Origin of the sequence: Sphingomonas sp. 2R-10 (assembly GCF_030062225.1) — a bacterium.
In the GTDB taxonomy this organism is placed as follows: domain Bacteria; phylum Pseudomonadota; class Alphaproteobacteria; order Sphingomonadales; family Sphingomonadaceae; genus Sphingomonas.
On the sequence record NZ_JASCXF010000014.1, the window covers coordinates 75772 to 93704 of the forward strand.

Annotated in this window: 17 protein-coding genes, 1 pseudogene and 1 other annotated feature; of the genes and pseudogenes, 11 read left to right on the forward strand and 7 right to left on the reverse strand. The window is 64.4% G+C overall.

Going from position 1 to position 17933, the window contains the following annotated elements:
• Positions 1–510: an RNA polymerase sigma factor gene (locus tag QLH51_RS08375; protein ID WP_055982122.1), complete on the forward strand. Its 510-nt coding sequence runs from the start codon at positions 1–3 to the stop codon at positions 508–510.
• A complete protein-coding gene (locus QLH51_RS08380; protein WP_037529333.1) occupies positions 507–1277 on the forward strand; it encodes an anti-sigma factor family protein in 771 nt (256 codons plus the stop codon). The genes QLH51_RS08375 and QLH51_RS08380 overlap by 4 nt, the downstream gene beginning before the upstream one ends.
• 51 nt (positions 1278–1328) lie before the next feature.
• Here QLH51_RS08380 and QLH51_RS08385 read toward each other — a convergent pair whose 3' ends face one another.
• A complete protein-coding gene (locus QLH51_RS08385) occupies positions 1329–1841 on the reverse strand; it encodes an MgtC/SapB family protein (protein WP_052149081.1) in 513 nt (170 codons plus the stop codon).
• On the reverse strand, positions 1838–2896 hold the full coding sequence (locus QLH51_RS08390) for a sulfite oxidase (RefSeq protein WP_283514526.1): 1059 nt from the start codon (positions 2894–2896) through the stop codon (positions 1838–1840). Before QLH51_RS08390 ends, QLH51_RS08385 begins: the two co-directional genes overlap by 4 nt.
• A 155-nt stretch (positions 2897–3051) precedes the next feature.
• Between QLH51_RS08390 and QLH51_RS08395 the strand changes: the two genes are divergently transcribed.
• The 4 genes from QLH51_RS08395 to QLH51_RS08410 all read left to right on the forward strand — a co-directional run bounded on the left by QLH51_RS08395 (position 3052) and on the right by QLH51_RS08410 (position 6892).
• On the forward strand, positions 3052–3924 hold the full coding sequence (locus QLH51_RS08395; protein WP_055982119.1) for a LysR family transcriptional regulator: 873 nt from the start codon (positions 3052–3054) through the stop codon (positions 3922–3924).
• Positions 3921–5072, forward strand: coding sequence for a TDT family transporter (locus QLH51_RS08400; protein WP_055982116.1), 1152 nt, complete (start codon positions 3921–3923; stop codon positions 5070–5072). The genes QLH51_RS08395 and QLH51_RS08400 overlap by 4 nt, the downstream gene beginning before the upstream one ends.
• Positions 5073–5161: 89 nt before the next feature.
• Positions 5162–6397 (forward strand): molybdopterin-dependent oxidoreductase, encoded by a 1236-nt coding sequence (locus tag QLH51_RS08405; RefSeq protein WP_055982114.1) that lies wholly within the window; start codon positions 5162–5164, stop codon positions 6395–6397.
• Positions 6398–6409: 12 nt separating this feature from the next.
• Positions 6410–6892 carry a c-type cytochrome gene (locus QLH51_RS08410; RefSeq protein WP_037529331.1) on the forward strand — a complete coding sequence of 161 codons (483 nt, stop codon included), beginning with the start codon at positions 6410–6412 and terminating at the stop codon, positions 6890–6892.
• 201 nt (positions 6893–7093) lie between these two features.
• On the opposite strand, the gene QLH51_RS08415 is transcribed toward QLH51_RS08410, so the two are convergent.
• A complete protein-coding gene (locus QLH51_RS08415) occupies positions 7094–10051 on the reverse strand; it encodes a Tn3 family transposase (protein ID WP_283514527.1) in 2958 nt (985 codons plus the stop codon).
• A 138-nt stretch (positions 10052–10189) separates the two neighbouring features.
• Here QLH51_RS08415 and QLH51_RS08420 point away from each other — a divergent pair, with 138 nt between their 5' ends.
• Positions 10190–10753: a recombinase family protein gene (locus tag QLH51_RS08420; RefSeq protein ID WP_137898443.1), complete on the forward strand. Its 564-nt coding sequence runs from the start codon at positions 10190–10192 to the stop codon at positions 10751–10753.
• A 20-nt stretch (positions 10754–10773) separates the two neighbouring features.
• Entirely contained in the window at positions 10774–11040 is a 267-nt protein-coding gene (locus tag QLH51_RS08425; protein WP_037529330.1) for a hypothetical protein, read from the forward strand.
• 65 nt (positions 11041–11105) lie between these two features.
• Here the strand turns inward: QLH51_RS08425 and QLH51_RS08430 are convergent.
• Positions 11106–11426: pseudogene (locus QLH51_RS08430) on the reverse strand (SulP family inorganic anion transporter); the annotation flags it as partial.
• A 54-nt stretch (positions 11427–11480) separates the two neighbouring features.
• Positions 11481–11536: a sequence feature (sul1 is cis-regulatory element that is thought to sense ions involved in sulfur or methionine metabolism; They are found in Alphaproteobacteria), on the reverse strand.
• Between the two features lie 242 nt (positions 11537–11778).
• Here QLH51_RS08430 and QLH51_RS08435 point away from each other — a divergent pair.
• From QLH51_RS08435 to poxB, 3 genes are all read left to right on the forward strand, one after another.
• Positions 11779–13866, forward strand: a complete 2088-nt coding sequence (locus tag QLH51_RS08435; RefSeq protein WP_283514528.1) for a catalase — start codon at positions 11779–11781, stop codon at positions 13864–13866.
• Positions 13867–14085: 219 nt separating this feature from the next.
• Entirely contained in the window at positions 14086–14328 is a 243-nt protein-coding gene (locus tag QLH51_RS08440) for a hypothetical protein (RefSeq protein ID WP_283514529.1), read from the forward strand.
• 249 nt (positions 14329–14577) lie between these two features.
• The gene (poxB, locus tag QLH51_RS08445; protein WP_283514530.1) at positions 14578–16296 is read left to right on the forward strand and encodes a ubiquinone-dependent pyruvate dehydrogenase; all 1719 of its coding nucleotides are present in this window, start codon (positions 14578–14580) and stop codon (positions 16294–16296) included.
• A 15-nt stretch (positions 16297–16311) separates the two neighbouring features.
• Here the strand turns inward: poxB and QLH51_RS08450 are convergent, their stop codons facing one another.
• The 3 genes from QLH51_RS08450 to QLH51_RS08460 all read right to left on the reverse strand — a co-directional run bounded on the left by QLH51_RS08450 (position 16312) and on the right by QLH51_RS08460 (position 17796).
• Complete coding sequence (locus tag QLH51_RS08450; RefSeq protein ID WP_283514531.1) at positions 16312–16770, reverse strand: SMI1/KNR4 family protein; 459 nt, start codon at positions 16768–16770, stop codon at positions 16312–16314.
• On the reverse strand, positions 16770–17345 hold the full coding sequence (locus QLH51_RS08455; RefSeq protein WP_283514532.1) for a hypothetical protein: 576 nt from the start codon (positions 17343–17345) through the stop codon (positions 16770–16772). Before QLH51_RS08455 ends, QLH51_RS08450 begins: the two co-directional genes overlap by 1 nt.
• A gap of 181 nt (positions 17346–17526) precedes the next feature.
• Entirely contained in the window at positions 17527–17796 is a 270-nt protein-coding gene (locus QLH51_RS08460) for an NTF2 fold immunity protein (protein ID WP_283514533.1), read from the reverse strand.
• Between the last annotated feature and the right edge of the window lie 137 nt (positions 17797–17933).

A 17933-nucleotide genomic window follows, 5' to 3' on the forward strand; every position in this document is an offset into this window, starting at 1 on the left:
ATGGACCCGCTTGCCGCCGCGATCGAGCCCCTGGTCCCCGGTCTGCGCCGTTATGCCCGGTCGTGGTTGCGCGATCAGGCGATGGCGGATGACCTGGTGCAGGATTGCCTTGAGCGCGCGGTCGGGCGCTGGCGGCAACGACGCGGGACGGAGGTTCGCCCCTGGGTCTATGCAATCCTGCATAATCTGTTGGTCGATCATAAGCGGCAGCATGTCCGGCGAGGTACGGCGGTTCCGCTCCACCTCGTGGACGACGTTGCGCTCGGTCGCCCGGCCGATCAGGACGCAGGCCTGCACCACCGAGACCTGTTGCGCGCACTTGATGCGTTGCCCGAGGAGCAGCGGACGGTGCTGCTCCTCATTTCCGTCGAAGGTCTGTCATATGGGGAAGTCGCTGCCGTCGTCGGTGTGCCGCTGGGAACGGTGATGTCGCGCATATCGCGGGGGCGCGACCGTCTGGCGACGCTCCTCCGGGAGGGTGAACGGCCACGATTAAGGAGTATTCGATGACCAGCCCGATCGGAGAGGACGATCTGGCCGCGTGGATCGATGGCAGGCTGTCGCCCGAGCGGCAGCGTCTGGTCGACGCTTACCTTGAAGGCCAGCCGGACGTGCATGCCCGTTTGCGGGAGCAGGCGGAGCAGGCGCGAGCCCTTGCATCGCTTTTCGCTCCAATCGCGGATGAACCTATCCCGGCGACGATGCGCGTCGCAGCCATCAGGGGACGGCAACGCCAACCGCGTTGGCAACTCGCCATCGCCGCGTCGCTTCTGCTGGCGGTCGGGTTTGGCGGGGGCTGGTCGAGTGCGCGTTGGAGCGGCGAACCCCGCGCGGGCATCGCGGCGCTGGCCAACGAGGCGAGTGACAATTTCCGTGTCTATGCCGCCGACCGGATACGACCGGCGGAAATCGGCCCCGACCAGCGCGCCATGCTGATCCGGTGGACCTCCGCCCGATTGGGTGAGCGCGTGACCATCCCGGACCTCAGCACAGCCGGTTACCGCTATGGCGGGGGGCGATTGGTCGCGACGCCCCACGGCCCTGCGGTTCTTCTCCTCTACGATGGACCGCAAGCGTCAAAGCTCGCGGTGCTGACGAGGCCTATGCAAATCGACAAGAGCGCAAGCATGACCAGCACGTCCAGCGGGACCATGGGCCGGGTCACATGGGCTGTCGACGGGATCGGCTATAGTGTAGTGGGCGAGCGACCCGCTGCCGAGCTGCATCCGATCGCCGATGAGGTCCGGCGCCAGGCCGATGCGGGGCTTGTCTCCTGATAGCGCCTGGCCGCTTCTTAGCGCCGACAGGCACTGGGCGGACCAGCGGGATCACGGCTTGCGCTCGGCATCCTTCCGGTCGGCCTCTGCCGGAGTCAGCCTGGCCCGCTCGCGAATGCGACGTTCGAGCGGAGCGCCCGCGAACAGTACGAGCATCGCAAGGCTCAACCCGCCGATGATGAGCGGCCACACCGCCAACCCTGCTGCCGCGCCGATCGTGGCCGTGACCCAGATGCACGCGGCGGTCGCCAATCCATGCACTTCCTGACCCTGGCCGACCCGCAGCACCGCGCCGGCACCGATGAAGCCGACGCCGGACAGAATGCCCTGCATCGCCCGTCCTGCGGCATCGGCGTTTACGTTCGGCAAGCCACTGTGCACGATCGCCTGCACGGCGATGCAGCTCGCCAGACCGACCAGACCCAGCGTTCGCAATCCCATGATCTGCCGGTTCTCGCGCGAGCGTTCCCAGCCGAGCACCATCCCAGCCGCGGTCGCCACCACCAGCCGCCCGATCGCATCGATCCAGAAGCCGAGGTCCGATGCCGCTGATGCTTCGATCATTCGACCAGCACGTGCACATGATGCCAGGCGGTGCACAGATAGCCGGCGAAGTTCCACACCGTATCCGGCCGCTCGGGCTGACCCTGTCCAGTCTCGTCGAAGGCGCGCACGACAAGGTGCTGGCGCCCCTTGGCGAGCGTGGCGTCGAGGGTCCAGCGCCGCCAACCCCAGTGCGCCTCCGGATCATCGGTGAACGTCGCCTGTTGCCAGTCGCGACCACCGTTTACCGACACTTCGACCCGAGAGACGCGGCGATCATAGGCGATGGCATAGCCCTCGATCCGCACCTCCCCGGCCGGCAGGCTTTCGCCAGAGCCGGGCACGCAGATCGCGGCGTTGAGCGGCATGGCATTGATGGTCAGACCCTGGCTCCAGTCGACGGTGTCGCTCGTCACATCGGCAGGAAAGAGCTTGTAGTCGTGCGCCTGGATCGGTGCGTCGGATGGCGTCTCGCGCACCTCGATCCGTGTCAGCCATTTGGCGCTCCGCACCCCGGCATAGCCCGGCACCACCATGCGGAGCGGTGCGCCGTGTTCGGGCGTCAGCGGCTCGCCGTTCATCGCCCAGGCAATAAGGACGTCGGGTTGCCGCGCCTTGTCCATGGCGATCGAGACCCCGAACAATGCTTCCTCGCCTTCGACGTCCACCTCGTCCGCGCCGGTGAACGCCACGAACAGGTCGGACGCATTCGGCGCACCGACGGCATCCAGTACGTCGGACAGTCGTACGCCGGTCCATTCCGCATTGCCGATCGCGCCCACGTCCCAGGGGTCGCCGGACGTTTTAGCGACCTGCTGGAGATCCGTGCGCCGGTTGCCGGCGCACTGGAGAACTGCCGTCACCGTCCGCGTGGCCAACGCGCTTTTCAGTTCCTCCACCGAGAAGGAGCGGCTCGCCATGCCCGTCCCGCTCACTTCGATCCGGTGATCGGCAGGCAGATCGGGCACTGCACCATGGCTGCGCACGTAGAACAGCGCCTGCGGCGTCAGGAACCGCTCGATCAGCGCGCCGGGCGTCGGCTCGGCGTTGTAGGGATCGGATTTGCGCTCGATCATATCAGTCATGGACGAACCAACGCCGCAAGCGCGCGGATCGCTTCAAGCCTTCAAGACTATCGCAGACGAAGGATTACCAATCGTTCCGATATCCAGATTGGAACAAACAGATCAAACGGTTGGTCGTATCGATCAGTTTCCGCGATACAAGCTGCATGACCCTGGAGCAGCTCAGAATCTTCGTCGGTGTCGCCGAGCGCGAACACGTCACCAAGGCAGCAGAGGTGCTGAACGTCACGCAGTCCGCTGCCTCCGGCGCGGTCGCGGCCCTCGAAGCGCGCTACGGGGTTCCTCTGTTTCACCGCGTCGGGCGTGGCATCCAGCTGACCGAAGCGGGCCGCGGCTTTCTGGAGGAAGCGCGCGCGGTGCTGGGGCGGGCAGCGCATGCCGAGACGATGCTGGCGGACTATGCCGGGCTTGCCCGTGGTTCGTTGCGGATCGTCGCCAGCCAGACGATCGCAAGCTACTGGTTGCCCGCAAGGCTTGCCGCCTTCCACGAGCGCCACCCGCAGATCGCGGTCGAGCTGGCGATCGACAACACCGAAGGCGCGGCAGCGCAGGTCCTTAGCGGAGCGGCGGAACTCGGTTTCGTTGAAGGCGAAGTGGACGAACCAGCGCTGGCGCATTGGGAAGTCGGACGCGATCCGATGGTGCTGGTCGGACGCAGGGACGCCGAGCGTGTCGACGAGGACTGGCTTCGCGCTGCACGCTGGATCGTCCGCGAGCAGGGTTCGGGCACGCGCTCGACCTTCGAGGACGTGCTGCGAACGCGCGGGTTTGATCCGGCCCAGCTGACGGTAGCGATGACGCTGCCGTCCAACGAGGCGGTGCGTACCGCGGTCGAGGCCGGTGCCGGCGTCGCTGTGTTGTCGCGATTGGTCGTCGCACGCGCGCTCAAGGCCGGCGATCTGGTCGAGCTGGCGCTTGAGTTACCCGATCGCGCCTTCCACGCGCTGCGCCACAAGGAACGCTATCGCACCCGCGCGGCCGACGCGCTGACGGACCTCATCAAGGAGCAGGTCGCATGACTGCCGACGCACCTTCGGCCCTGACCGGCCTCAAGCCGCTAAGCAGGCTCGATCACCCGCGCGAGATGATCCGCCAGTTCACACCCAACTGGTTTGCCGCGACCATGGGCACCGGCATCCTCGCTCTCGCGCTGCCGCAGGTGCCCGGCATCGGCCCCGCGCTCAAACCGATTGGCGAGGTGTTGTGGTTCTTCAACATCGCGCTCTTCATCCTGTTCGCCGGTCTCTATGGCGCGCGCTGGGCGATGTTCGGGCATGAGGCACGGCGCATCTTCGGCCACAACACCGTGTCGATGTTCATCGGGACCATCCCGATGGGCCTGGCGACGATCATCAACGGATGTCTCGCCTTCGGGATCGCGCGATTCGGTAACGGCATCGTGCCGGTCGCACACGTCCTGTGGTGGATCGACGTCGCCATGTCGCTCGCCTGCGGCGTGTTGATCCCCTACCTGATGTTTACCCGCCACGAGCACAGCCTGGACGGCATGACCGCGGTATGGCTGCTGCCGGTCGTCGCAGCGGAAGTGGCGGGTGCCAGCGGCGGGCTACTCGCTCCGCATCTGACCGATCCCCACGCGCAGATCGTGACGCTCGCGACCTCGTATGTGCTGTGGGCCTATTCGGTGCCGGTCGCGTTTGGCATCCTCGCTATTCTGATCCTGCGCATGGCGCTCCACAAGCTCCCGCACGAGAGCATGGCGGCATCCTCCTGGCTCGCGCTGGGGCCGATCGGCACCGGGGCGCTGGGTATGCTGGTGCTTGGGGCGGATGCGCCGGCGATCCTCGCGGCGCACGGGCTGGTCGGTGTCGGTACCGTCGCGCAAGGGATCGGCGTCGTCGCCGGGCTCTGCCTGTGGGGTTTCGGCCTGTGGTGGCTGGCGCTCGCGACGCTCATCACCATCCGCTACTGGCGCGCCGGCGTCCCATTCAACCTTGGCTGGTGGGGCTATACCTTCCCGCTCGGCGTCTACACCGTCGCCACCTTCCGCCTCGGTACGACGCTGAACCTCGGCTTCTTCGGTATCGTCGGCACGGTGCTGACGATCGCGCTCGCGGCGATGTGGCTGCTGGTCGGTGCCAAGACGCTCGCCGGAGCATGGCGCGGCAACCTGTTCGTCTCGCCCTGCATCGCTACCCCGAACTGATCCACCCTGATGATCGGATCAGTCGGTCCGATCACTTGCAGAACGCCCCTTCGATCCGCCAGCGTGGCTGGCCACAGGAGAGCCTTGTCATGGACAATTTTGACGCCGCGCTGGCGAGTGAAACCAGCCGTCGCCGCTTTCTCAGGCGTACGGCGCTCGGCACCGCCGGCCTTGCCGCAGCACCTGCGCTGGCGCAGCAGCTCGTCGACCTGAAGCTGCCTGGCGGCAATGCCGAGCGGCCGATGACCAGCGCCTTTCCTGGCAAGGGCAGCATGATCCTCCAACGCATCCATCCTCCGCTGTTGGAGACGCCGATGGACGTGTTCGACAAGTCGGTGTTCACGCCCAACGACCAGTTCTTCGTCCGCTGGCACTGGGCCGACATCCCGACCTCGATCGACGTCGAGAGCTTTCGCCTCAAGGTCTTCGGCCACGTCAACAGACCGCTGTCGATCAGCCTTGCCCAACTGCTGCGCCTGCCGCGCGTCGAGATGGCAGCGGTCAATCAGTGCTCGGGCAACAGCCGTGGGTTGTTCCAGCCGCGTGTCGCCGGCGCGCAATGGGGCAACGGCGCGATGGGCAATGCCAAATGGCTCGGCGTGCGCCTGCGCGACGTGCTGGACCTCGCGGGGGTCAAGGCAGGCGCGGTACAGGTGCGCTTCGGCGCGCTCGATCAGCCGGTTGTGACGGGCGCCCCTGACTTCGAGAAGGCGCTCGACATCGACCATGCCCGCGACGGCGAAGTGATGATCGCCTTCGGCATGAACGGCGAGCAGCTGCCGCTCCTCAACGGCTTTCCCTGCCGGCTGATCGTCCCGGGCTGGTATTCGACCTACTGGGTCAAGATGCTGAACGCGATCGAGGTACTGCCCGGCCCTGACGACCAGTATTGGATGGCCAAGGCCTACAAGATACCGGCTACACCCGGCGCGAATGTCGCGCCCGGTGCCAAGGACTTCCCGACCGTGCCGATCAATCGCATGATCCCGCGCAGCTGGATGACCAGCCTGCCGGATGGCCAGGCGATCGCCTATGAAGCGTCCATCCCGGTTGGCGGGATCGCGATGGGCGGCGACTGCGGCGTCGCCAAGGTCGATGTCTCATCCGATGGTGGCCGCACTTGGTACAGGACGACGCTCGGAGCGGACGAGGGCAAGTATAGCTTCCGGCGCTGGGATGGTCGCGTGCCGCTTAGGCGCGGTCCCAACCCCATCATGGTGCGCTGCTGGAACGCCAACGGTGTCGCCCAGCCGATGAAGCCGATCTGGAACCCCGGCGGGTTCATGCGCGGCAACATCGAAACCACCACCATCATTGCGGCCTGAGGAGCGAGTAGCATGAAGACCCCGTCTCCCGGCATCATGGCCGCTGGCCTGATCGGCCTGACCGGTATCATCCTCATCTCGATAGGTGCGCCGAGCAGCCGCAAGGCGTCTGCCCCGATCTCCGAGACGTCCGAGCCGGCGCCCCCCGTCAGCGTGTCGGCCCGCGGCTTCTCGCTTACCTCGACCAGCGTCGACCTGCCGGTCGACGACGCGAGCTATCCCGATGGTCCGCACGCCGACGTCATCAACGCCAACTGCACCTCATGCCACTCGGCCAGTATGGCGCTGACCCAGCCTGCGCTATCGGCGGCTCAGTGGAAGGCGACCGTCACCAAGATGCGCGAGGTGTATAAGGCGCCGGTGGCCGAGAAGGACGTCGACGCAATCGTCGCCTATCTCACCGCCATGCCGCATCAGAAGGCGGCACCCGCAACCGGCAAGGCGCAGGACCCCGACCCCAAGGTGGCTCCCGATGTTTCAGGTGGAACCGGCTAACCGAGCCACTTCCATAATCCCAAAATACCATCTCAATCGGGAAAGTCGCTGGTGTCATAACCGGACGGTTGTGAAGCTGCCGCAGGCCCACGTATTCTTGCGCGGCGCGAAGTGTCAGAACCGTGGTTCGAAATGTCCGCTTTCGAGAACGGTCAATTTACTCGCTATCACCGACTTGGGCGTATCAGGTCATACAAAGGGCTAAGCTGCCAAGAGCGAGGGCGAGATGCGTAGCGGCCTGAGCTGATCCGGTGCCGGCCTATCGTCCCGCTCCCAGCTATAGTCGCCGGTGAGCGCGATATGCTCCCAGCCCAGCGGTGCGATATGGCGGGCAATATCGTCCGGCGCTCCCATGTCGGCCAGTGACCGTTCGAGATAGCGTGTGTTCCACAGGATGATCGCGGCGACCAGCAAGTTGAGGCCGGAGGCGCGGTAAGACTGATTTTCGAACTGGCGGTCGCGCAGCTCGCCGAGCTGGTTGAAGAACAATGCGCGGGCAAGCGCGTTGCGCGCCTCCCCCTTGTTCAGCCCCGCCTGGGTGCGCCTGCGCAGATCAATGTCCTGCAACCAGTCGAGCATGAAGATCGAGCGTTCGAGCCGTCCGAGCTCGCGCAGCGCTAATGCCAGACCGTTCTGGCGCGGATAGGCGGACAGCTTGCGCAGCATAGCCGACGCGGTGACGGTTCCGGTTCGGATCGAGGTGGCGAGCCGCAGCAGTTCGTCCCAATGCGCGGCTAAGTGGTCGTGCGCGATCGGATCGCCAACCATGCCGGCAAGCAACGGCCCCGCTTCCTGCCCGGGCAGGAGGTGCAGGCGGCGCTCCTTGATATCACGCAAGCGTGGCGCGAAGCGGTAGCCGAAGAACGGCATCAGCCCGAACACATGGTCGGACGCGCCGCCCGTATCGGTATAATGCTCTTCGATCGACAACCCGGTCTGGTGATACAGCAAACCGTCGAGGACATAGGGAGCCTCGCCCGCGGTCGCGGCGATCACGCGCGAGCCGAACGGGTCATACTGGTCCGAGATATGAGTGTAGAACGACACACCGGGTTCGTTGCCGTTGCGCGCGTTGATATCGCTGATCGCAGCGCCCCGCCCGCCGGCATGGAATTGCTGTCCGTCGCTCGACGAGCTGATGCCGCTGCCCCATAATCCGGCAAGCGGCATCGCGCGATGCGCCTCGATCAGTCGTCCGAGCGCCTCGCCATAGGCGGCTTCGCTGATGTGCCAGTCATGCAGATGCGCGAGTTGGCGCAGACTGGCACCACGGCAACTGTCCGCCATGCGGGTCAGGCCGAGATTGATGCCATCGGCAAGGATCACGGTCAGCAACGCATTACGGTCGTCGGCCGGACGGCCTGATCGCCGGTGGGTAAAACAGTCGCCGAAGCCGGTCCACGTATCCACATCGAGCAGGATATCCGTGATTTTCACGCGGGGGAGACGGTCATAGGCGGTGCGGCGGGCGACCTCTGCGGCGGGCGGTGTGATCGCCTTCAAAGGGGAGATCATCAGCCCGTTTTCGTCGAGCCGGACCTGCGGCAGTTCGCCCTGCCGGGCCAGCACCGTTACCCGTTCGATCGCGCGGTTCAGGCGTTCACGGCGATCCTCGATATGAGATACGAACCCGGTCGCGATCGCGAGCGGAAGTGGCCCCTTCTCGCGCAACGCTGCGAAGGTAGCGGGCGGAATGAGATAGCTGTCGAAATCCCGAAACTGTCGGCTGCCTGCCACCCAGATATCGCCGGCCCGCAGCCGATCGCGAAGCTGAGACAGTGCGCAGAGTTCATAGGCCGCGCGATCAACGACACCGTTACGGATTACGAATGGACGCCAGCCCGCCGGCACGAAGCGCAGCGGCACCTTGTCAGGCAGGCGTCGTTTTCCAGTATGGTAGAGATCAGCGATGATGGCGAGCGCGTCGAGAATTCCCTGCACCGGCCCGGCACCGCGAAACTCGAACGCCCGCAGGAACTGCCCGGCGAACAACTTCACCGTGCGATGCCGCTCAATAAGTTCGGCCGTGCGGTCGATCGTCTCGGGGCGGACCAGGACTTCCGCCTGATCGACGGCGGAGCCGAACCGTTCCCAGTCGAACGGGCCGAGACGCGCGAGGGAGTCGATACCCTTGGCGTGTGCGTCGATGAGCACGCGGCAACTGTTGGTCAGGGTGCGCAGATGCCCCTGCATCTCGCGCACCGTCCTGATTGCCTTGTCGCGCGTTCGGTTTTCCGCCCGGCGTACCATGCTGCCGAGAAGCTTATCGAACATGGTGAGCGTCGCGTCGGTGAGGCTTTCCTCAAGGCGGATTGTTGCGGCCGCCAGTGTCGCATGGCGGCGTAGCGGGGTCAGTTCGCCGAGGTGCTGCGGCGTGATCCGTACCGCCTCGTCGGCAAGCCGGTCGAATGTCGCTGATGGGATCATGGCGGCGCGCGCAAGGTCGAGGCCGAGGTTGCGGACATGATCGAGCCGTTCCAGCAGCCGCAGGATGTTGCGCGGTGCCGGTGATTGCGGCGCATTGCGCAGCCAGGCCAGCCATGTCGTTCCCTGATCCGACCGCCGGGTCAGCAAGGCATCGAGCATCGTGAGCTTGTCAGGCTCAATGCCGCTGGTCAGGATTTCATGGGTGAGTTGTTCGGCCTGCTGGCGCGCGTGCCTGACGATTGCCTCGATGACAGCCGGGGGCGGCAGTAGTACCCGTCGCCGACGCAACTCGTCGATCACGGTGCCGGCAAGCAAGAGAGGCTGCGCGACGGTCTGCGCGACCGGCATCGCGAACGCCACGATCTCGCGAAAGTGGTTACGGTCGAAAGCGGTATAGCCGAACCGCTGCATGAGATCGGCGAGATGCCCGCGGCGGGTTTCATCGCGACGGGCGTAATCGTCGAACGCCTTTGCCGCCGCGTCGACCTGATCGCCGACAAAGGCGAGGATGGCACTCGGCGGTTTCTCACCGGCTTCCAGCACGCGGCCCGGCCAACGCATGTAAAGCAGCAGCAGCGCGAACCCGAGGCGGCTTGGCGCTCCACGTCGTTCGCTGACAAGATCGAGATCCTCACGGCTGAGGGTAAAGTGACGGGCGATCTCCCGTTCGTCGGTTGGAGGATCGTAATGTGAGCCGAGCGCTTCGCGTGTCAGCAACTGCCGTCTTGCCATGCGTCACGACCTTTCCCGCACTGTCCGTCAGACGGTCCTCTGGCGGCCAGCATGAATATGTCCGTCAACTCTGGACCCGCGATGGCGATTCGGACAAGAATGCAAATCGATGGGAAAACGGACAGATCGGAACCGACCGTGGCGCTGATCGGCTATGCGCGGGTATCGACCGGCGACCAGAAGCTGGCGCTACAGCACGACGCGCTCAACGCGGCCGGATGCGAGCGCATCTTCGACGACCATGCGTCCGGCGCTAAAACTGATAGGCCGGGGCTTGCCGAGGCCCTGGCCTATCTACGTGGCGGTGACACGCTAGTTGTATGGAAGCTGGACCGCCTCGGTCGCTCAATGAGCCACCTGATCGAAAAGGTCGGCGAACTGGCCGCGCGTGGCGTTGGTTTCCGATCGCTCACCGAGCAGATCGACACCACCACGTCGGGCGGGATGCTCGTGTTCAACATCTTCGGCTCGCTCGCCCAGTTCGAGCGCGACCTGATCCGCGAGCGCACCAACGCCGGCTTGAAGGCTGCGCGGGAACGGGGGAGCCTTGGCGGTCGGCGTCCGGTCATCACGCCTGACAAATTGCGCAAGGCGCGCGATCATATCGCGGCAGGCCTGACGGTCCGGGAGGCGGCCACGCGGCTCAAAGTCGGTAAAACAGCGCTCTACAAGGCGCTCGAAGGCGCCGCTGCCAAACCGTAGCAAAGCATGAGGAAAGAGTGATGCACGAACGCGACCCCAACATCGTCACTTCGAGCCTATCCGGCGTCGTTACAGAGCAGGGCATCACCGTGAGTGTAAATATCATAAGGCTCGAGAATGAGCCGGGTTGGTCGCTCGAAGTGGAAAATGAGAATGGAACGTCCACGGTGTGGGATGACCTCTTCGCGACCGACGATGCGGCTCATGCCGCCTTCCGCCAGACCGTTAAAGAAGAAGGCATGCGCGTCTTCCTCGATCAGGCTGTCGTCATTCCCTTCAGACGTTAGGACCGTCCGCGTTCGCCGTTCGTTCGATCCTAGCGTACGTAAACTTCACTTTCGTGCAGTGACCCCATCTGGATCAGCCCCATCAGGATGGTGGCGGCGAACAGATATGCGACGCCGTGGTCGCGCACCAGCGGGCCCACCAGCACCGCCACCGCGGCGGTCGCGGCGGAGATCATCCCCGATCGCCCGCCCAGAAACGCGATCGTCACCGCGATCGCGACCGAGGCATAGAGGCCGACGCGCGGGTCGACCCCGGCGATGATCGAAAAGCCGATCGCCTCGGGGATCAGCGCGAGCGCGACGACGATCCCGGCGAGGATGTCGGCCCGTATGCCGGCGGCACCGCGAAACCATTGGCGGCGATAGGTTGCAAAATCGAATGTCATGGAAATTCCACATCGGGCCGCAGGGCGCATCACGGGCGCGGGTGCCTGCGGGGATGTTGTCCGGCGGATCGGCGGCCGGAATAGCCACCCGGAATTGCACCGGGTCCTTGCGAATGGCCGCGCTGTAGCCGGGGGATGGGGGTCGGGCAAGGGCAGCGTGGGGAGCCTGTAGCGGTCTGCGCCAGGCTATGCCCTGCCACGCACGTCATCCCAGCGCAGGCTGGGATCTCCCCGTTGTTCGTGCGGGCCCCGTCCCACCCCATTGTTATTTCGCCGCAATCGCCTCCGGCCGGGCAACTTCACCCTCCGCCGGGACGTTGGTCTTGCGACCTCCGATCCCAAGGACTCCCCCATGACCGACACGAATCCCCGCAACGCCGGCAACGGCGGCGAAACCCATCAGGTGACCGATGCCGATCATCCGGTGCTGACCACCAACCACGGCACGCCGATCAGCGACAACCAGAACCAGTTGAAGGCGGGGGCGCGCGGCCCCGTGCTGATCGAGGACGAAGTCTTCCGCGAGAAGATGAACCATTTCGATCATGAGCGGATTCCGGAGCGGATCGTCCATGCCCGTGGGAGCGCGGCGCATGGCTATTTCGAATGCACCGACAGCCTCGCCGACATCACCATCGCCGACCTGTTCCAGAAGAAGGGGCAGCGGACCGAGGTGTTCACCCGCTTCTCGACCGTCGCCGGTGGCGCCGGATCGGTCGACACCCCGCGCGACGTGCGCGGCTTCGCGGTGAAGTTCTACACCCGCGAGGGCAACTGGGACTTGGTCGGCAACAACATCCCCGTCTTCTTCATCCAGGACGCGATCAAGTTCCCGGACCTGATCCACGCCGCCAAGATGGAGGCCGATCGCGGATACCCGCAGGCGGCGACCGCGCACGACACCTTCTGGGACTTCATCTCGCTGATGCCGGAATCGACGCACATGGTCATGTGGGCGATGTCGGACCGCACCCTGCCGCGCACCTTCGCGAACATGGAGGGGTTCGGCGTCCACACCTTCCGCTTCGTGAACAAGGAAGGCAAGTCGACCTTCGTCAAGTTCCACTGGAAGCCCAGGGCCGGCCTCGCCTCGACCATCTGGGACGAGACGGTCAAGATCGCCGGTGCCGACCCCGATTTCCAGCGCCGCGACCTGTTCGAGCGGATCGACCGCGGCGACTTCCCGACCTGGGAGCTGGGCGTGCAGCTGTTCGACGAGGAGTTCGCGAACAGCCTGCCCTATGACGTGCTCGACGCGACCAAGATCATTCCCGAGGAAGTGCTGCCGGTCCGCATCGTCGGGCGGATGGTGCTCGACCGCTATCCGGACAATTTCTTCGCGGAGACCGAACAGGCGGCGTTCGTGCCGAGCCATGTCGTGCCGGGCATCGGTTTCTCGAACGACCCGCTGCTGCAGGGCCGGCTGTTCAGCTACACCGACACGCAGCTGTCGCGCCTCGGCTCGGTCAATTTCCACCAGCTGCCGATCAACAGTGCCAAGGGCCGCGCCGAAGCCGCCGGGTGTCCATTCCTGAACCAGCAGCGCGACGGCCACATGCAGATGGCCGTCCCCAAGGGCCGCGCCAATTACGAACCCAACAGCCTTGCCAAGGCCGGCGAAGAGGCTGGCGCGCGCGAGGACCCGGACAAGGGCTACAAGACCTTCCCCTCGGAGGAGCAGGGCCAGAAGCTGCGCATCCGCCCCGAAAGCTTCGCCGACCATTACAGCCAGGCACGGCTGTTCTTCCGCTCGATCGACCCGGCGGAACAGGCGCATCTGGCCTCGGCCTTGGTGTTCGAACTGTCGAAGGTCAGCCTCGAGCATATCCGCACCGCGATGCTCGCCAACCTGCGCAACGTCGATGAGGACCTTGCCACCCGTGTCGCCGACGGCCTTGCGATGAACCTGCCCGAAGCGTCGCCGACCGCCGCGCCGGTGCTCGACATGGACCCCTCGCCCGCGCTGCGCATCATCCGCGGGCCGCTCGAAAAGCACACGCTCGAGGGGCGCAATGTCGGTATCCTGATCGCCGACGGCAGCGACGCCGGCGAACTGGCGAGCCTGAAGGACGCGATCAAGGCCGCCGGCGGCAACGCGATGACGATCGCGCCGAAGGTCGGCAAGGTGCCGCTGTCCGACGGATCGACCATCGCCGCCGACGCGCAGCTGTTCGGCCAGCCCTCGGTCACGGTCGATGCCTGCGCGGTGCTGCTGTCGGCCGACGCCACGGCCAAGCTGGTGAAGGAAGGCGCGGCGGTCCAGTGGGTGATGGACGCGTTCGGGCATTTGAAGGCGATCGGCCACAACGCCGACGCGAAACCGCTGCTCGACAAGGCCGGGGTGGAAGTTGACGAAGGTGTCACGGACCTTGCCGGCTTTATCGACGCTGCCAAGAAGCGTTACTGGGACCGCGAAGCGAAGGTGCGCACGCTAGCGTGATTTGTCACCCATTGATGAAGCCTCCGAAAGGTATTTCATACCTGCGTAGATTTCGGTCATCGCTAGGCGATGGCCGACGCTATTTGTCGAGTATCGTGCGAATGAAATCGAATAGGATCCGAATCTTCAAATTTGTAAGATAATGTTTCGCTTGGTCAATAACGCCTAGACTTGATCTACATGGGGAGGCAGTCAGCCCCCTCACCGAAGGAGACCATTATGATTGCCAAATTCATCACCGCAGTAGCGGCTACCACGCTGGTCGCCGCTCCGGTCATGGCTGCTCCGGCAAACCCGGCAACCAAGCTCTCGGTCGTGCAGCCGGTGCGTGCTTCGGCTTCGGCCGACAAGTCGAACAAGCTTGCCGGTCCCGGCCTTATTGCTGCGGCTATCGGTGCGGGTATCGCCGCGATCGGCATCCTCGCCATCGTGAAGAGCGACGAGTCGCCCGACAGCAACTGATCGGGCTGGCGTCGGCGTCATAGGGGACCGATCGGTCCCCGCGACGCAACGCAATGAGCGGTCGTGCGCAGCAGCGCACGACCGCTTTTTCGTATCGACTATCGCGCTAGAAGTCTGTCCGACGCTGGAACGCGGCAGGCGTCGGAACGGGCCAGTGCAGAAATCCACAACTCGCCCTGCACGCTTTGCACGAAGCCAATTGCGCGCTCACCGGTTTCCCCTTCCGAACACTCTTCGGAAGGTACCCCCATGCAGATCGCCGACCTCATCACCGACACTCTGGTTTCCGCTGGTGTCGAACGCATCTGGGGCGTGACCGGCGACAGCCTGAACGCGATCAACGACAGCCTGCGCCGGTCGGGCCAGATCGACTGGATGCATGTCCGCCACGAAGAGGTCGCCGCCTTTTCCGCCGGGGCGGAGGCTGCGGCGACCGGCAGGCTGGCGGTGTGCGCGGGGAGCTGTGGGCCGGGCAACCTCCACCTCATCAACGGGCTGTTCGACTGCCAGCGCAACCGGGTGCCCGTGCTGGCCATCGCCGCGCATATCCCGTCGAGCGAGATCGGCCTCAACTATTTCCAGGAAACCCACCCGACCGAGCTGTTCCGCGAATGCAGCCATTTCTGCGAGATGGTGCAGACACCCGAACAGCTGCCCGAACTGCTCCACCGCGCGCTGCGCACCGCGATCGGGCAACAGGGCGTGGCGGTGCTGGTGATCCCCGGCGACGTCGCGCTGAAGGACGCCCCGAAGGGAGCGCGCGCGGACTTCGCCGCCCCCCTCCCCCCGCGCATCGTGCCGCAGGTGGGGGAAATCGAGCGCCTGGCCGAACTGCTTAACGGATCGCAGGCGGTGACCCTGCTGTGCGGCGCGGGCGTGGCCGGGGCGCATGACGAGGTGGTCGCACTGGCGGCGAAGCTCAAGGCACCGATCGTCCATGCCTATCGGGCTAAGGAATGGATCGAATGGGATAACCCTTATGACGTCGGCATGACCGGGCTGATCGGCTTTTCGTCGGGCTATCACGCGATGATGGAGTGCGACACGCTGCTGATGCTCGGCACCGATTTCCCCTATCGCAACTTCTATCCCGAGAAGGCGAAAGTGGCGCAGATCGATCGCGACCCCTCCGCGCTGGGGCGGCGGGTGCAGATCGACATCGGCATCGTCGGCGACGTGGCCGAGGCGGCGGCTGCCCTCATCCCGCTGATCGCGTCGGGCCGCGACGATGGCTTCCTGACCAAGGCGCGCGACCATTATGCCAAGGCGCGCAAAGGCCTCGACGACCTCGCCACCCCGCGCGACGGCGACAAGCCGCTCCACCCGCAATATGTCGCGCGGGTGATCGATGCGGTGGCGGCCGAGAATACGGTGTTCACCGCGGACGTCGGTACGCCGGCGGTGTGGGCGGCGCGCTACCTGACGATGAATGGCAAACGGCGGCTGATCGGGTCTTTCAACCACGGGTCGATGGCGAACGCGATGCCGCAGGCGCTGGGCGTGCAGGCGGCGTATCCGGGGCGGCAGGTCGTGTCGCTGTCGGGCGATGGCGGGCTGACGATGCTGATGGGGGACATGCTGACCGCGGTGCAGATGCGGTTGCCGATCAAGATCGTCGTGTTCAACAATTCGACGCTGGGGTTCGTCGAGCTGGAGCAGAAGGCGGCAGGCTATGTCGACACCAATGTCGCGCTGAAAAACCCCGATTTCGGCGCGATCGCGGCGCAGATGGGATTCTTCGGCGCCCGCGTCACCCGCTCCGACGAACTGGAAGCAACCTTGCGCGCCGCCTTCGCCCATGACGGCCCGGCGCTGGTCGATGTCGTAACCGAGACGCTGGAACTGGCCATGCCGCCCAAGATCATGGCCGAGCAGGTCAAGGGGTTCAGCCTCTATACGCTGCGTGCGATCATGAGCGGGCGTGGCGACGAGGTGATCGAGCTGGCCAAGGCAAATTTGTTTCGATGAAAGGCGTTGGCGCCCTTACTGTTCGGTCAGGTTGTCGAAGAAGTCGGCAACCGAACCGCTGAGCCGTTCCATGGTGCGAGCATGGTTTTCCTCGGGAGACTGATCTTCTTCCCAAGTGTCCATCGGATGATACCAAATACTGCCGTCGCTGCGCGCGACCGAAAAGTAATTGCCGCCGCCATCCATGCCGAACGCCAGATTGTCGGCAGGGATCAGGTTTTCCTGCTGTAACGCGGTGTTGACCCGTATGATGTCCTGTTCGGCGGGTTCGAGTCCGCCTTCCGGAATTGGGAGGAGATATTCCATGACGTAATCGTCCCCGGCCTCGCTGAGGAACAACGAGCGTTCCAGCATGCCGCCATTTTGGCGACGATAGATTGCGAGGAGAGCATTTGGGATCGGGCCTGTCACGCGTTCGGCATGCAGGACGTCGTGATCGGATAGAGAGGAGGAGCCGAACATGGTGTGGGACATCACTTTCCTACCAGAAGCGCAAGTGCGGCATGGGGATCGTCCAGACCGGTGGCCGTCCGTATCATGTCGCGGACCGTGTTGCGGGTGGGGTCGTCGATTTCGAAACTGTCGTTGAACAGGTTGCCGCCGCGTTCGACGACGAAATAGCGCAGCCAGGCGGCCAGAAGGTTGAAAAAGCCGGGAAGATCGGGCGCGATCAGGGCGTAGGTCCAGTTCCTGCGGCCATGGCGGGCATAGCGGATCGCGCCATCCGCACCGATAATGATCGGATTGGCCGCCCAGTCGGCGATCACATGCTGGTTCGTGTCCCAGTCCGCCGCCGCTTCGACGGTGCGGACATCGTATCGATAGCCTGCCTGACGCTCGGCCAGTTCACCTAGGGAGTAGAGGTAGAGTTCCTCCACGACCCAGGGAAGTTCGACCCCGGCGGGATAGCCCGCGACCTGGATCTCACGAGCAAGTGCATTGCCGAATATGGCGCGGTCGACCGCTTGTTCGGGGTGGACCAGGGCGATTGGGACACCTGCTTCCGCTCCGGCGCGAGCGAGGTTCCGGGCTGCTTCGAGATAGGTCATCAAGTCGTGCCGGGGAAAGCATGATCCATCGTTGCGCGGGGGTCCTTAAAGCAGATACTTTCCCCATTTCCCTTTATCATCCCAGAAAATCTCACTTTTCTCGATCATCCAGCGTCCATCATGTTCGCCAAGACGTGGTGGAATCTATCGTTGAGTTGCGTCCTTTTCTGTACGTAGATCGTCACCTTTGAATGACTGGCTTCGATTTTTCGATAAGGTCGCGCTGTGGATCATGATCGGGCGGAGATCCGACATCCGGACCAGCCATGCGTCCTTCTTCGTCCCGATAGCCATACACATACTCGTCAAAGATAACTTTGAGATCGCGTTTGGCTTGTTCGGCGTATTTTTCCCAGTTTTCTTGAATGAGCAGGAAATATTTGGTCTCCCACTGGTTCATAACGGCCTGAAATTCAGTAAATCTGTTTCGTGCTGCTGCAAAATCCGGCATAGCGATCCTAAGAGCCCAACCGGAAATTAGGTTGAGCGATTTCAGCCAGTTGTGATTCACCGAGGGTTGCGAAGACCACGGGGATCATATGGGCTGGACCGAAACCGCTCGCCGCGAGCATGACAGAAGAAGGCTGC